The 15,387-nt window shown below is 64.1% G+C and carries 9 protein-coding genes and 1 pseudogene; 7 read left to right on the top strand and 3 right to left on the bottom strand.

Annotated elements, in window-relative coordinates; translation table 11 throughout:
* Positions 1 to 18 precede the first annotated feature (18 nt).
* From NXY83_RS05895 to NXY83_RS05875, 5 genes are all read left to right on the top strand, one after another.
* Positions 19 to 1,461: a DUF3375 domain-containing protein gene (locus tag NXY83_RS05895; RefSeq protein WP_258805148.1), complete on the top strand. Its 1,443-nt coding sequence runs from the start codon at positions 19 to 21 to the stop codon at positions 1,459 to 1,461.
* Positions 1,458 to 2,105 (top strand): DUF4194 domain-containing protein, encoded by a 648-nt coding sequence (locus NXY83_RS05890; RefSeq protein WP_258805147.1) that lies wholly within the window; start codon positions 1,458 to 1,460, stop codon positions 2,103 to 2,105. The genes NXY83_RS05895 and NXY83_RS05890 overlap by 4 nt, the downstream gene beginning before the upstream one ends.
* On the top strand, positions 2,102 to 5,527 hold the full coding sequence (locus NXY83_RS05885; protein WP_258805145.1) for an ATP-binding protein: 3,426 nt from the start codon (positions 2,102 to 2,104) through the stop codon (positions 5,525 to 5,527). Before NXY83_RS05890 ends, NXY83_RS05885 begins: the two co-directional genes overlap by 4 nt.
* A 91-nt stretch (positions 5,528 to 5,618) precedes the next feature.
* Positions 5,619 to 6,836: a Wadjet anti-phage system protein JetD domain-containing protein gene (locus NXY83_RS05880; RefSeq protein ID WP_258805143.1), complete on the top strand. Its 1,218-nt coding sequence runs from the start codon at positions 5,619 to 5,621 to the stop codon at positions 6,834 to 6,836.
* A gap of 169 nt (positions 6,837 to 7,005) precedes the next feature.
* Entirely contained in the window at positions 7,006 to 7,788 is a 783-nt protein-coding gene (locus NXY83_RS05875; protein ID WP_258805142.1) for a GntR family transcriptional regulator, read from the top strand.
* A gap of 18 nt (positions 7,789 to 7,806) precedes the next feature.
* On the opposite strand, the gene NXY83_RS05870 is transcribed toward NXY83_RS05875, so the two are convergent.
* Positions 7,807 to 9,057 carry a S8 family serine peptidase gene (locus tag NXY83_RS05870; RefSeq protein WP_258805141.1) on the bottom strand — a complete coding sequence of 417 codons (1,251 nt, stop codon included), beginning with the start codon at positions 9,055 to 9,057 and terminating at the stop codon, positions 7,807 to 7,809.
* Positions 9,058 to 9,823: 766 nt separating this feature from the next.
* On the opposite strand from NXY83_RS05870, the gene NXY83_RS05865 reads away from it, so the two are divergent.
* The gene (locus NXY83_RS05865) at positions 9,824 to 11,644 is read left to right on the top strand and encodes a DUF7594 domain-containing protein (protein WP_258805140.1); all 1,821 of its coding nucleotides are present in this window, start codon (positions 9,824 to 9,826) and stop codon (positions 11,642 to 11,644) included.
* Positions 11,645 to 11,822: 178 nt separating this feature from the next.
* Here NXY83_RS05865 and NXY83_RS05860 read toward each other — a convergent pair whose 3' ends face one another.
* Positions 11,823 to 12,668: a hypothetical protein gene (locus NXY83_RS05860; RefSeq protein ID WP_258805139.1), complete on the bottom strand. Its 846-nt coding sequence runs from the start codon at positions 12,666 to 12,668 to the stop codon at positions 11,823 to 11,825.
* Between the two features lie 415 nt (positions 12,669 to 13,083).
* Here NXY83_RS05860 and NXY83_RS21020 point away from each other — a divergent pair.
* A pseudogene (locus NXY83_RS21020) lies at positions 13,084 to 13,865 on the top strand (GntR family transcriptional regulator).
* Between the two features lie 28 nt (positions 13,866 to 13,893).
* Here NXY83_RS21020 and NXY83_RS05845 read toward each other — a convergent pair.
* A complete protein-coding gene (locus NXY83_RS05845; protein ID WP_258805136.1) occupies positions 13,894 to 15,132 on the bottom strand; it encodes a S8 family serine peptidase in 1,239 nt (412 codons plus the stop codon).
* Positions 15,133 to 15,387: the final 255 nt, after the last annotated feature.

The following is a 15,387-nucleotide window of genomic DNA, read 5'->3' as shown; positions in this document are numbered from 1 at the left end:
CGCCGCCCCGAGGACGACATGGACTTCTACGCCATCAACCAACTGCGTGAGAACCACCCAGGCTGGTCCCTGCTCCGTGCCCAGAACGCCCCGCTGGCCATCAGTTTCTTCATCAAGGCTTTCACCGCCCCCAACCAAAGGGACATCGCCCGTCAGGAACTGATCGACCACCTGGACGACGTCCTGTTCGGCCTGCGGGATGTCTATGGTGAGGACAAATTTCCGCGCCCCGCCGGTGAGTACCTTGATGACTGGGCAGCGACGGAGCGGGCGTGGCTTCGAAAGTACTATGTCCCGGGCCAGGACGAGCCGCACTACGATCTCACCTCCGCTGCCGAGGATGTGGTCCGCTGGGTGGAGAGCCTGCGGGGCCGGGACTTCGTGGCAACACAGTCCCGCCTGACCAGTATCTTCGCGGTTCTTAAAGCCCTGGTACAGCAATCGGAGACTGATCCGGAGGTCCGGCTGACGGAGCTCCAGCGCCAGCGGGACGGGATTGATGCCGAGATGCAGCGGATCAGGGACGGCAACCTCAAAGTCATGACCGCCCCGGAGGCGCTGGACCACTTCCAGCAGCTGACCACCTTGGCCAAGGACCTCCTCGCGGACTTCCGCGAAGTCGAACAGAACTTCCGCAAGCTGGACCGACAGGTCCGCGAACAGATCGCCACGTGGGAGGGCAGCCAGGGGGAGCTTCTGGAAACGATCTTCGCCAACCAGCAAGGCATCAGCAGTTCCCTCCAGGGCCGGACATTCCAAGGGTTCTGGGACTACCTCATGTCGCCGCAGCTGCGCCTGGAACTGCAGGACCTCCTTCAGCGCGCCACCCAAATTGAGGCGCTGGCCGCAGTCGAAGGCCTGCAAGCCGTGACCACGCTGCACCAGGACTGGCTGCCCGCCGTCGACCAGACCCAGGCCACCGTCCGGCAGCTGTCCGAGCAGATGCGAAGGCTGCTCGATGACAAAGTCTTCCTTGAGAACAAGCGCATCATGCGGCTGATACGCAGCATCGAAACCGGCGCCCTGGGCACCCGGGACGCACCGCCGTCGGGCGAATTTATGGACATTGCCGCGCAGTCCGTGGACGTGGCCCTGCCCTTCGAGCGGCCGCTCTACGAACCAAGCCAGAAGGTGATGGTGGACGACCGTGTGGTCACCGCTGACGACACGGAGGTGGACGCAGATGCCCTCTTCAGCCAGTTCCATGTGGACAAGGAACGGCTGAAGGCCAATGTGGACAGTGTCCTCGCGGAGTCCGGGCAGGCCACCCTGGCGGAGATCACTCAGGCCCACCCGCTGCAGCAGGGCCTCGCCGAGATCGTGGCATACTACCAGCTGGCCAGTGAGTCGGAGTGGGCCAGCATCGATGACACGTCGCCCCAGCATCTCCAGTGGCAGCTCCCCGACGGCAGTATCCGTGAAGCGACCGTCGACCAGATCATCTTTGTGAGGCCAGCATGAACTTAACCGACACCACGGAACCCAACGCAAGCCGGACGCCGGAGGAACTCCCCGGCGTCGTCACCCGGCTGTTCCGCGGCGTGGTGTACGCCGAGTCGGACGAGAAAGTCTGGCAGGCACTTTTGGTGCTGGAATCGCAAACCCGCGACTACGTGGCCGTGCTGGGCCTGGACCTGATCCTGGACGAGTCGGAAGGGTACGCGTTCCTGCGGTCGCGGGAAGACCCGGAGGGAAACCTCCCCCGGCTCGTCCAACGGCGGAGGCTGACCTTCGATGTCAGCCTTTTACTGGCCCTGCTGCGCAAGCGCATGCTCGAGTTCGATACCAACAGCAGCGAGCTCCGCCTGATCATGACGGAGCAGGAGATCACCGACATGGTGGCCGTCTTCCTCCCGGAGTCCAGCAACCAGGCACGAATCCTGGACAGGCTGGCTGGAAATATCAAGAAGGTGGTGGAACTGGGCTTCCTCCGCAAGCTGCGCGGCCAGGCGGACACCTACGAAGTGGCGCGGATCCTGAAGGCCTACGTGGATGCACAGTGGCTGGAGGAGTTCGACGCGCGGCTGGCAGACTACCGCGCGTCCCTCGCCGGAACACCTCAACCCGGTACCGGCGCCGACACGAGCGAAGGAGACCTCCCGTGACAGCTGACCTGCAGGACAGCCTGTTCAGCCTGGACGAAACCCCGCAGGAGGCGCAGGGAACAACGGACGACGCCGGCACTCCCCCGGGTTACCGGCTGCACCGTTTGGAGCTGCTCAACTGGGGCACCTTCCACCAGGGCGTGCGCACGTTCCGCCTCGACGGCGCCAACAGCCTCCTCACCGGTGACATCGGCTCCGGAAAGTCCACCGTGGTGGATGCGATCACCACGCTCCTGCTGCCGGCCAACAAGATCGAGTACAACAAAGCCGCCGGTGCGCAGAAGAAAGAGCGCTCGCTCATGTCCTATGTGCGGGGATACCACAAGAGCACGCGCAGCACGGGCGGTGAGAACTCCAAGCCGGTGTCGCTCCGCGGGACGGGCGCGCTGACCGTGGTCCTGGGCGTGTTCCATAACGCCGTCCTCAACAAGTCCGTCACGCTGGCCATCACGCTGTGGGCGGTGCACGAGGCCGGCCAGCCCAACCGGTTCTATTCCCTGGCGGAGACGGACCAGTCCATCGCCGAGGATTTCTCCAACTTCGGGCAGGACCCATACAAGCTGAAGAAAAAGCTGAAGGCCGACGGCGCCACGGTCCATGACAGCTTCGAACCGTACGCGGCTGCCTTCAAACGGCAGTTCGGCATCAGCGGGAACCAGGCCATGGAGCTGTTCCACCGCACGGTGTCCATGAAACAGGTGGAGAACATCACCTCCTTCGTGCGCACCAATATGCTGGACGAGGACGACGTGGAGGCACGCATCAGCAAGCTGATCAGCCACTTCGACGACCTCAAGAAGGCCCACGGCGCCGTGCTGCGCGCAAAGGACCAGATCAGCCTGCTCACCCCCATTCGTGAAGGTGCAGCAAGGCACGCCAAACTGACTGCCGAGGACGAGCTGGCCCGTGCCCAGCGTGACCAGCTGCACCCCTGGTTCACCAACCAGCGCCTGCTCCTGAGTCTGGAACACGCCGCCGAGCTGGACAGCACTGGCAAACGTCTGAGCGAAGAAGCCGCTTCCCTCACTGCCCGGACCGATGACATGCGGCATCAGATCAACGCGGTGGTGGAGGACATCCGCACCAACGGCGGCGGCCGGCTTGCCGCCATCGAGGCGGACGTGGCCCGGCTGGGTACCGAGGCCGGCGCACAGCGTGCCCGCTACCAGACCTATGCAGCAGCCGCCGCGGAGCTCGGCCTCCGTGCACCGGAGGACAGGGTGCTGTTCGATGCGAACCGGGACCGGCTGGCCGCCGTCGAATCGGGGCTGGCCGATCAATACAACAGGCTCCAGGACGACCGCACCGAGGTCACCATGACGCGCACCGTCCTCAGCGGGCGTGCCGCGGACCTCAAAGCCGAACTCACAAGCCTCCAGGCCCGGCGGAACCTGCTGCCGCTGCAGCAACTGGAGATCCGCCGTCGGCTGTGCGAGGGGACCGGCGTGCCGGAGAAGGAGCTGCCGTTCGCCGGTGAGCTGCTGAAGGTCCGCGACGGCGAAGCCGCCTGGGAAGGTGCCGCCGAGCGCACGCTGCATGGCTTCGCGCTGTCCCTGCTGGTGCCGTCGGAGCATTACTCCGCCGTCAGCGGCTGGGTGGACTCCAACAACCTCAAGGGTCGGCTGGTCTACCTTCGGATCGGCGACTCGCACTCCCCCAGGCTGGCAGAACCAGGGACGCTCGCGGCCAAGATCGCCATCAAGCAGGGCACCCCGTTCCGCGACTTCCTGATGGACGAGCTGGCCACCAGGTTCGACTACGTCTGCTGCGACACCCTGGCGGATTTCCGCCGCCATCCCAAGGCGCTGACCGCCAATGGACAGCTGAAGGGTGGCCGCGGCCGGCACGAGAAGGACGACCGCAAGGACCTTCGAGACCGGCGGAACTACGTCCTGGGCTGGGACAACCAGGACAAAATCAACGGATTCCTGGCCGAGCTGGATGAGGTCAAGGGCCAGCTCCAGGTTGCGGAAACACAGCTGGCCAAGGTCGATGGGCAGCTGGGTGACATCGGGCGGAAGAACCAGCAGCTGGGGACTGTCCGCTCCGTGTCCGGGTTCGCCGACATCAATTGGCAGGACACCGCCCGCCGGATCGAGGAGCTCAAGGTCGAGCGCCGTGCCCTGGAATCCACCAGCAACGTCCTGCAGGATCTGGCGGCCAAAGAAGCTGCCCTAAAGGCCGACCTGCAGCGCCTGGAAGAACGGGCCGGCAAGCTCCAGCAGCGGCTGGGCGCGAACGAGAAGGACGCCAAGGACATCGCGGAGGCCATCGAGGAGTGCCGTTCGCTGCTGCAGGAACAGCCGTTAACGGACGACGCCGGGCTATTGGCGTCCGTAACGGACCTCACCGCCGGGACGTCCGGGGAGAAGGTGCTCACCTACAAGAACACGGCTGCGGTTGAGAGCACCGTCCGGTCCGGGCTCACCGCCACCATCGACGCGCTGGCCAAGCGGCTGGCAACGGCTGAGGCCGGCACTGTGCGGCTAATGGCCGATTTCCGGAACAAGTACCCCACCGAGACCACGGACATCGACGCATCTTTGGACGCCGCCGTCGACTATGAACGCCTGCTGGACCAGCTGGAGAAGAACGACCTGCCCAAGTTCGAGGCGCACTTCAAGGACTCCCTGAACCAGAACACCATCCATGAGGTGGTGGCGTTCAACGCGTTCCTGGACAGCCGCCGGCAGGACATCATCAACCGGATCGCCGAGATCAACCTGTCCCTGGCCACCATCGAATACAACCGCGGCCGGCACATCCAGCTGGAGCACCAGAACACCACCGACCTCGATGTCCGCCAGTTCGGGTCCGACCTGCGGGCCTGTTCTGAAGGCACCATCGGGGATGAGGACCAGTATTCCGAGCAGAAGTACCTGCAGGTGGAGCGGCTGATCGAGCGTTTCCGCGGACGGGACGGCTTCACCAACCTGGACGAGCGGTGGACGGCCAAGGTCACGGACGTGCGGAACTGGTTCACTTTCTCCGCCTCCGAGAAGTGGACGGAGAACGGCGAGGAGTTCGAGCACTTCACCGACTCCGGCGGCAAGTCCGGCGGGCAGAAGGAGAAACTGGCCTACACCATCCTGGCGGCGGCCCTGGCGTTCCAGTTCGGCCTGGGCGCGGGGCACGGCGCAGGGGCAGGAGCGGGGAAGGGAACCGGCAAGGGCCGCAGCTTCCGGTTTGTGGTGATTGATGAGGCGTTCGGCCGGGGCTCGGACGAGTCAGCGCGGTACGGCCTGGAGCTGTTCCAGCGGATGAGGCTGCAGCTGCTGATCGTTACTCCGCTGCAGAAGATCCACGTGATCGAACCGTTTGTGGCACACGTGGGCTTCGTGGCCAACACCAACGGCAACGACTCCCAGCTGCGGAACATGACCATCCAGGAGTACCGCGACGAGCGGGACCGCCGTGCCTAAGCGGCGTCCCGAGGGGCCCCAAGCGAGCTCGCGGGATTCGGGGAGGGACCTCCGCGCTGACTCTCCATCCGGCTGGACCACGCTGACGGATTTGCGGGCGCAGTCCCTGAAGGCCTGGAACAGCGGCGCGCTGCTGCGTGAGCTGCTGGAGCCCGGCGGACTGTACCCCCGCCGCCGTACTCTAAAGCGTCCGACGGCGGCAGGCCTCCTGAGCGATTATGCGGCCGCCCGTGCGTGGGCTGCTGAGCTCAACGCCGCCACTGGACCGTTCAGTCTCGAGACAGCGGAGGTGGGCCGGACGACGGTGGGCCCCAACCGGTTGCCCGCTGCCGCCGTGTTCGCATCCGCTGATGACGAAATTGCATTTGTTGGGAAAGCCAAGGACGCGGCGAAATGTGTTGAACTTGCGGCCGGTCTGGCTGCCTTGGACACCGCCTTCACTGCCTGGGCGCTGCGACGGCCGCTCAAGCTCCTGGAGCTTGGGACCAATGCGTTGACGGCCGCACGCGTAGCGCTGTGGCTCCGCGGCAATCCCGAGCCCGGGGTCTACGTGCGGCAGTTGAGCCTGCCGGGAGTGCATACGAAGTTCATCGAGAACCATCGGCGGGTGCTTGATGAGATGTCGGATTCACTGAGTCTGCCGGAAGTTCCCAAAGATGACTTCTCGGACGAAAACGTTGCGGAGCAACCCGTGGAGCCGGGATCCCTGTTGGGTCAGCCGGTGGCCAATACACCTGCCGCCCGCTTCGCCACCAAACATGGTTTCCTCCATCCGCCGGAGCTGGTCAGGTTCCGGATGCTCGATCCTGACCTGCCGCTGCTGGGCGGCGTGCGTGATCTGACGGTCACGGCGGAGGCCTTCTGCACGCTAAATCTTCCAGTAAAAGCGGTACTGATGACCGAGAACCTGGTGAACTTTTTGGCCCTGCCTGAACGGCTTGAGGCGATGGCTGTCTACGGCGGCGGGTACGGGTTCTCCTCGCTGCGGGACGCTTTGTGGCTGCGGGATTGCCACATCCTGTACTGGGGCGACCTGGATACCCACGGTTTCCGGATCCTCGATCAGCTTCGCGCTGTCCATCCCCACGTAGTGAGCGTCCTGATGGATGAAGAGACGCTGCTGGAGCACCGGGATGCCTGGGGCCAGGAGCCATCGCAGTCGAAGGCTCTATTGACGCGGCTGACTCCAGAGGAACACAAGCTCTACGAGGCACTGGGCAGCAATGTATATGGGGCCAACGTTCGCTTGGAACAGGAGCTGATCAGCTGGAACTGGGCGCTGGAGCGGCTGCGATCCCGGGTGGGTTAGGTCTTGAAGTCCTCCAGCAACTCGTCACGTCCAATGACGATCGAAAAAAACAAATCACCCTGTGCAGCAGCGCGGACCGCTGCAGCTTCCTCAGCACCCGCACTTGTCCAACAAACCCCTCACACCGGTAGGCTGAAATCCCCAGACCCACAACGTAGCGAGGCATAACGTGCACCAGGACGCCGCCCGGTTCCTGTCCCAGCCGGTGGCCGCACAGCCCGGCTCACCCCTCCGCGTCGCGGTGTACTCCCGGATCGCCGAAGCCATCCGCAACGGCCTCCTCACGCCCGGCTCCATGATTCCCACCGAAACCGAACTCGGCGCCGACATGAAAGTCAGCCGCACTGTGGTCCGCGAAGCCCTCATGCTGCTCGAGGAGGACGGCCTGATCAGGGCGAGGCGCGGCGTCGGACGCTTCGTCTCGGACACACTCCCCCGCATCGGCATCGAACGCATCCGCCCCTTCGAGGAAGTCCTCGGCACCCCCGGCCAGCAACTCCAGGTCAAGCGCACCCAGGTGGTCCGGCAGGCCGCCTCCGAGTTCGTGGCCCCCGGCATCGGGGTTGAGCCCGGCAGCCACTGCTGGCTCTGGGAATCCGTCCTGATCCGCGACGGCGAGGCCATCGCCCACCTGCAGGAAAACGTCTCAGCCCAGCCCGTCAGCCTCGGCAAGAACGCCGCCGCACCCCTTGAGATAGAGGACGACGGCGGCGCCACCCTCCTTGCCTCGCTGAACAAACACCTGGGCCGGCTGCCCGGCCCGGGTGAGTGCCAGATCGGCCTCAGCCAGGTGGGTCCCAGCCGCGCCAAGCTGCTGGACCTGCGCCCGTCCGACCCCGTGCTGGTCCTCACCCAGTACGTCAGGTACGGCAACCAGCCGTTTTACCTGGCGAAATGCCTGATCGCGGCCCGGGCCGGGCACCTCTCCGTGATGCAGTCCCTCCAGTCCTGACTTGAACCGTTTCCAGGATTAGGGATCGCAGCCCACCGCCTTGCAGGCGTTCACACGGCCCTCATCCCAGAGGGATCCGGTGCCTTCTATCTTGTCGGCGGATGATTCGACTTTTGCGCGGACGGACGTGTTTGAGGTGCCGGCAGGTGTGCTCCAGGTGAGCGCGGCAACAGCAGCGACGACGGGTGAGGCCATCGAGGTGCCGCTGGCTATGTCATAGCCCATTGACCGCTTGTTCTGGGTGCCAATGACGAACTCGTGGTTGGGGAAGGTCGAATAGACATCCACCCCCGGCGCGGCAATATCCACCCACTTGCCGTAAGTGGAAAAGGACGCCTTGGCATCGTTGTTGTCGGTTGCTGCTACGGCAATAACGTTCGGATAGGCGGCCGGATAGATTTGCGCCTGCGTGCCGGCGTTGCCGGCTGCGGCCACAATGACCACGCCTTTTTTCCATGCGTTGTTGACGGCAGTTTCGAGGGTGCGCGATGAAACGCGCTGCCCCAGGCTCATGTTGATGACCTTGGCGCCGTTGGCAACGGCCCAGTCGATGCCTTTGGCAATGGCCGAGGCGGAGCCGGACCCGCTGTCATTCAGCACTTTGACGTCCAGGATGGTGCAGCCTGGGCATACACCGGCAACACCGGTCGCGTTGTTGGCGGTAGCGGCGACGATGCCGGCCACGTGAGTGCCGTGCCCGTAGATGTCGTCGTTGGTTGCCGCGCCGCTAAAGTTGGCGCGGGCAACAACCTTCGGGGTGATGTCGGGATGATCGAGATCAACGCCTGAGTCGAGAACGGCCACTTTGATGCCGTCGCCGGTGGTGACACCCCAGGCCTCGACGGCGTCCACATCCGCGTCCGCTTTGCCCCCCTCTACCAACAGCGTGCCTGCGGTGTTGGTGAACGACTGGCCGACGTTGTGCAGGGCGTACTGGCTAGGGAAATACTGGTCATCCGTTACGGCGGTCGCGATCGCATCCGGCTCGGCGTACTCCACCACCGGGTTCCGGCTCAAGGCTTCGATGAACCCAAGCTCCTTGCCGGTCGGCACCTTGATGAGGTGCACCCCCGTGTTGCCGATGCCGTGCCCCTGGCCCAGGCCGTGCTGGCGCAGGACGCTGGCCGCCGCGCCGTGATCCTTGAACTTGACCATGATCTGGCCCGTGATGTGCGGTGACCCGGGCGCCGCGTTGCCGGCAACTGCCGGGTTAATTCCCCCAAGAGCCAGCATCGTCGCTGCCAACCCAGCCGTAAGGATCCTTCTCATGGGGGTCATCTTGCTCCACCTGCTTCTGCGGGGATAGGGGGCCTCTCCCACTCGCCCTACCTAATTACACAGGTGCCGCAACCGCCTTGGCGGGCGCCGCCGTCGTACCTAGCCGCTTCAGCAACCGGGTCTGTTCCGTGCGGTCTTCTTTACGGGGTCTTCACCCGTGATTGACAACGGACACCAGCAGCGCCATTCAGCACTAAAAAAGGCCGCCGGCCATGACGGCGATAGGGGATTGCAGGGGCAACACAATCGGGGGGTACCGGGGATTGCTTTCGATGCTTCCAGCGCTAAAACTGAACAACCTGGGGGTTGACTGTGATATTGAACCCGGGGAGTAAAGTTGCTGGAAAATCCACTATTCAACATAGGCACGCGCAGTCGAGGTCCCAGGACTTCCCAGCTTTTTGTAAAACGGGGAGGCGGTGGCCCGGCTGGTCTTCGTCCCCGCGGGTCGCGGAAGCTGCGGCTCCACGCACTGCTGACAGCGCTGCTGGTTGCGCTGGCCGGCCTGGTGGTGCCGGTTGGGGCGTCGGCTGCTACGGGTGATGTCGGGGTTGAGGGTCCGTCCCATTCGGGGACCGGGACACCGACGGGTACGAAGCGGTCGACGAGTGGGTTGTGGTTCAACGACGGGATCTGGTGGGGGAACCTGTGGGACACGGCCAGCAAAGATTTTCATATCTTCCGGTTTAACGCCGCGACGAGTTCGTGGGTCGATACCGGTGTGGCGACGGACCCGCGGGCGAGCACGCATCATGACGTGTTGTGGGATGGGAAGACGTTGCATGTGGCGAGCTATCGGTTCGTCAATGACGGTCTGCCGGCTGAGCCGAACTACCCGACGACGATGCGGCGTTACAGCTACGACCCGGGCACTAAGAAGTACTCGCTGCTGGGTTCTACACAGATCAACAACTACCGCGTTGAGGCCCTGACCATCGATAAGGACTCGACCGGCCGGGTGTGGGCGACGTGGCAGCAGGGGAACCGGATCTATGTGAATGTCACCGGAACGGACGGCAAGACCTGGGGGACGCCGTTCCCGCATCCTTCATCGTTGAGCAACGTGTCTGTGGATGACACCTCGGCTGTGATCGCGTTCGGCGGGAAGGTGGGTCTGATGTGGAGCCGGCAGGTCGGTGATTCCACCGACGGCATGTACTGGAGCTACCACGTCGATGGAGCGTCGAACACGTCTTGGACCACTCCTGTCGCGGCGGTGAAGGGGCTGCGCAGCGGGGATGACCACATGAACCTGAAGTGGCTGGACTCTACGGATGATAAGGTTTTCGCCGCCATCAAGACGTCGTTCACGTCCGCGTCCCAGCCGCTGATCCAGCTGTTGGCATTGAACGCAACGACAGCGACCTGGTCAGCGCACACCATCGCGACCGTGGCCGAGTGCCCGAACCGGGTGATCGTCCTGATTGACGAGAGCACGCAGAGGCTGCGTACCTTCGCTACCTATCCCAAGCCCAGCGGCACAACGAACGCCGGTGCCTGCACCAGCTCGGGAGGCGCGATCTACGAGAAGTCCACGCCGCTGGACACGATCAACTTCACCACCACGAAGACGGCTCGTATCGTGGACGCCGACCAGTATGCCCACAACGTGACCTCGACGAAGCAGAACCTCAACGCTTCGGCCCGGGGCACGGCCAACAGCGGCCTGCTGGTGCTGGCCGACGTGAACGCCACAAGCCGGTACTGGCACTTCTATGAGCCCAGTAGCGGAACGGCGACGACAACGGATACGACGGCTCCGACGGTGACCGGTACAACTCCGACTGATGGTGCGACCGGTGTGGCTGCATCGACGAATGTGACGGGGTCGTTCTCGGAGGCGATGGATGCCTCAACGGTCACGTCGACCACGTTCACGTTGAAGGCAGGGACGACGACGGTGCCGGCTGCTGTGACGTACAGCAGCACGAACAAGGTTGCGACGTTGAACCCGGATGCGGACCTGGCGGCGGGCACGACGTACACCGCAACGATCAAGGGCGGCACCGGTGGGGTGAAGGATGCTGCCGGTAACGCCCTGGCGGCGGACAAGGTATGGACCTTCACCACCGCGGCTGCCGCGTCCGGCGGCGGCACGTCGCAGACCGTCACGCTCACTGCCACCGCTGACAGCTACGTCTCGGCCGGGGCGACCGGGACGAACTACGGCACCAGCACCGTACTGGGCGTAGACGCCAGCACGGAGGAGATCACGTACTTGAAGTTCGACCTCTCCGCATACGCGGGCAGGACACTGGAGAGTGCGACGCTGCAGCTGCGGAGCGCCGGGAGCGGGTCAACAGGTACCCAGAACGTCAAGCTGGTCGCTGATGACACCTGGACCGAGACCGGGATAACCTACAGCAACCGCCCCGGGCTTGGTGCCGGCATCGGCACGCTCGGCCCGACAACGACCAACACCAATTACAACGTTCCGCTGACGGTCAGCGGCGTGGCCGGCGAGCTCGGCCAACAGATCTCACTGGGCATGGACTCCAGCAGCAGCGATGGCTTGGACCTCAACTCCAAAGAAGCCGGCACCACCGCAGCACCCAAGCTCGTCCTCACCCTGAAGTAGGTCGCGACTAGCATCCCACCACCCAAGTGCCGGGACTTTTTATCCGTGAGGATGGGGGGTCCCGGCACTGCCTTGTACATCCATCGCACCTGGAACGGCGCAGGCATGCGCATGCCGAAGTCTCCCACGTTAGTAGGAACTTCGTCACCGCTGGGAGAGCACCGCAGTCGGACTTTTATTACGGCGCGGAACGCGTGCCCGAGTCCGTTTCCGATCCCGACGTTGGAACGAAGTTCCAGTCGAAAGACCCGTCCTCCCGTAGTGTCATCCGAAGGAACCCGTGAGTGTCGCTGAACCGCTTCTCGATGTACGACGGATTGCTGGTAAAGGAGCGGAGACCGATGCCTCCCGTGGACACCTGGAACGCGGTCATCCCGTCATCGACGCACTCGTCATCGTTGTTCACCGGACATGACCGTTCATAGTTGTGTTGTGACCCTGACAGGGTCAGTCTGACCCGGTGCTTCCACATCACGTCGATCCACGGCTTGTGGTTCTTGGCCCGCTCATGTTGTTTCGTGTTCGACGTGAAGTACGGTTCGTGGAACACGACTGCCAGGTGCTTGCCCGCCGCCTTCGCAGCAGCGAGGTCATCGTCCAGCCACTTCGTCAACTCCTTAGCCTGCTTGGAGTCGTACCGCCACTGCGCGGAGGACAGGAACGCGAAGTGCCAGTTCCCGAAGTCCTTCGAATACGCTTCCCCGTTCCCAATGAACCCACGCTCCTGGTTGATCGCAGCCTTCGCCTCAGACCCCGGGCATTCGCCGCTCATGAATTTTTCGAGGTCTTCGTTCCGGCCGGGTTTCCAGTCGTGGCTCGGGGCGGACACCCAATACAACTTGGGCATGGTGCCACCCCACAGCCGCGCCCAGTACTTCACGTAGTCATCGCAGTAAGCGGTGTCGTACTGGAAATCCCCGAGCCCCAGGAACGCGTCAATCTCGTTGTCCTCCACCAGACGGGCAATGGCTGCACCATTCCGGCCGGACGGGCTGTCACTCTTGGAGTTCTTGGCGCCGTTCATGTCACCGACAGCAGCAATCCGAACATCACCAGGACCCGCCGTCGCGGTCGTTTCGGGGGAACCAGTAGTCGGTGACTGCTTGTCAGGCGGCTCCGGCTCGCTGGTGCAACCCGCAACAGAGACCGCCAGAAGGGCTGCGGCGGCTATGGCCACACGCCGGAAGGATCTGAGACGAGGGAGTGCTGACTGCATCCGGTACCTTTCGAGAAGCCGGACCGCTGGTGCTAGCGGACCACCTGTTTTAAGGTCGTGATGGGCACGCTAGCACATCAGGTGTGTGACGTTAGCCGCTACGAGGCCTGGATGAGCCAAGCCGGCGGAGCAGCGGCCCGCTCCGCCGGGCGTCTGCTTGTCCAACAAACCCGTCACACCGGTAGGCTGAAATCCCCAGACCCACAACGTAGCGAGGCATAACGTGCACCAGGACGCCGCCCGGTTCCTGTCCCAGCCGGTGGCCGCCCAGCCCGGCTCACCCCTCCGCGTCGCGGTGTACTCCCGGATCGCCGAAGCCATCCGCAACGGCCTCCTCACGCCCGGCTCCATGATCCCCACCGAAACCGAACTCGGCGCCGACATGAAAGTCAGCCGCACCGTGGTCCGCGAAGCCCTCATGCTGCTCGAGGAGGACGGCCTGATCAGGGCGAGGCGCGGCGTCGGACGCTTCGTCTCGGACACACTCCCCCGCATCGGCATCGAACGCATCCGCCCCTTCGAGGAAGTCCTCGGCACCCCCGGCCAGCAACTCCAGGTCAAGCGCACCCAGGTGGTCCGGCAGGCCGCCTCCGAGTTCGTGGCCCCGGCATCGGGATTGAGCCCGGCAGCCACTGCTGGCTCTGGGAATCCGTCCTGATCCGCGACGGCGAGGCCATCGCCCACCTGCAGGAAAACGTCTCCGCCCAGCCCGTCAGCCTCGGCAGCAGCCCCGCCGCGCCCCTGGACATAAAGGACGACGGCGGCGCCACCCTGCTTTCCACGCTCACCAAGCAGCTGGGCCGGCTGCCCGGCCCGGGTGAGTGCCAGATCGGCCTCAGCCAGGTGGGGCCCAGCCGCGCCAAGCTGCTGGACCTGCGCCCGTCCGACCCCGTGCTGGTCCTCACCCAGTACGTCAGGTACGGCAACCAGCCCTTCTACCTGGCGAAATGCCTGATCGCGGCACGCGCCGGACACCTCTCCGTGATGCAGTCCCTCCAGTCCTAGGGCTGGAGGGACTGCAAGGAAGGGGAAACTACCGGACGGCCCTGTCTGCGTTCACCCTGCCATGTGCCCAGTAGGTGCCGGTGCCGGAAATCCTGTCGGCGGTGGTCTCAACCTTTGCGCGGACCGAGGTTGGCGTGGCACCGGGATTGGAGCTCCAGACAAGCGCGGCAGTGGCGGCGACGATCGGTGAAGACATTGAGGTGCCGTTTCCGACGTCGTAACCCCAAGCGCGGCCATTTTTTTCCAGGACGAAGCTGTGGTTCGGGAACGTTGAGTAAACGTTGACGCCGGGCGCTGCGAGATCCACCCAGCTGGCCCCGTACGTTGAGAACGAGGCTTTGGCATCGTTGTTGTCCGTCGCGGCGACGGCAATGACGTTGGCGTACGCGCCCGGGTAGATCTTGGTCTGATTGCCACCGTTGCCGGCCGCGGCCACCAGCACGGCACCCTTATTCCAGGCGTTGTTGACGGCCGATTCCAGGGTGCGTGATGACCGGACGCCGAGGCTCATGTTGATCACTTTGGCACCGTTGTTCATGGCCCAGTTGATCCCGTTCGAAAGGCTGGACGAGGATCCTACCCCGCTGTCGTTCAGCACCTTGCCGTCCAGGATGCTGCAGCCCGGGCACGTTCCCGCCACGCCCACGGCGTTGTCTTTGGTGGCGGCAACAATGCCGGACACATGGGTGCCGTGGCCGTAGTTGTCGTCACCGGTTTCCCCGTTGGTGAAGTTGGCGTGCGCAACAACCTTCGGATGGATGTCCGGGTTGTCGTTCGCCACGCCCGAATCAAGCACGGCTACCCTGATGCCGGCACCGGTGGTGACGCCCCATGCTTCAACGGCGTCCACGTCCGCGTCCGCCTTCCCGCCAGCTACTGTCAGCGTGCCCGCGGTGTTGGTGAATGACTGGCCGTCATTCTGCAGCGCGTACTGGCTAGGGAAGTACTCGTCAGCCGTGGCGGCTGTGACGACATGGTCCGGTTCGGCGTACTCCACCGCCGGATTCCGGCTTAGCGCTTCGATGAGGTGCAGCTCCCTCCCGGCCGGCACCGTAATGAGGTGCGCGCCGGTGCTGCCGATGCCGGGACCTTCGCTGAGGCCGTGCTGGCGCAGGACGCCGGCTGCCGCACCGTTGTCCCGGAACTTGACCATGATTTGGCCCGCCACGTACGACGGATCAGGGGCCGCATTACTCACCGCTGCTGAATTGATTGCGCCAAACGCCATCATTGCCGCTGCCATACCGGCCAAAAAAGTCTTTCTCATGGTGTCATATTGCTCCAACCTGCTCCTGCTGGATAGGGGACACCTCCAACCCGCCCTACCTAATTACACCGGTGCGGTAACTGCTGAGGCGAGTACCGCCGTCGTACTGCTGCCGAGCAAAAACGGCCGAAGCCCGGCGGAACCGCCTGCCGGCGAGGCCATTGTCTGGCATGAGGGCAGACCTTAAAATGCTGCCGGGGAGAGGTGCTGGTCTTGCCTGATTCCAGTTAGGGGCGGAACAAATGACCGACTTCT

The organism is Pseudarthrobacter sp. NS4, from assembly GCF_024758005.1.
GTDB lineage: Bacteria > Actinomycetota > Actinomycetes > Actinomycetales > Micrococcaceae > Arthrobacter.
The sequence above is the reverse complement of the archived record's forward strand: the minus strand, read 5'-3'. Positions and strand labels throughout refer to the sequence as shown.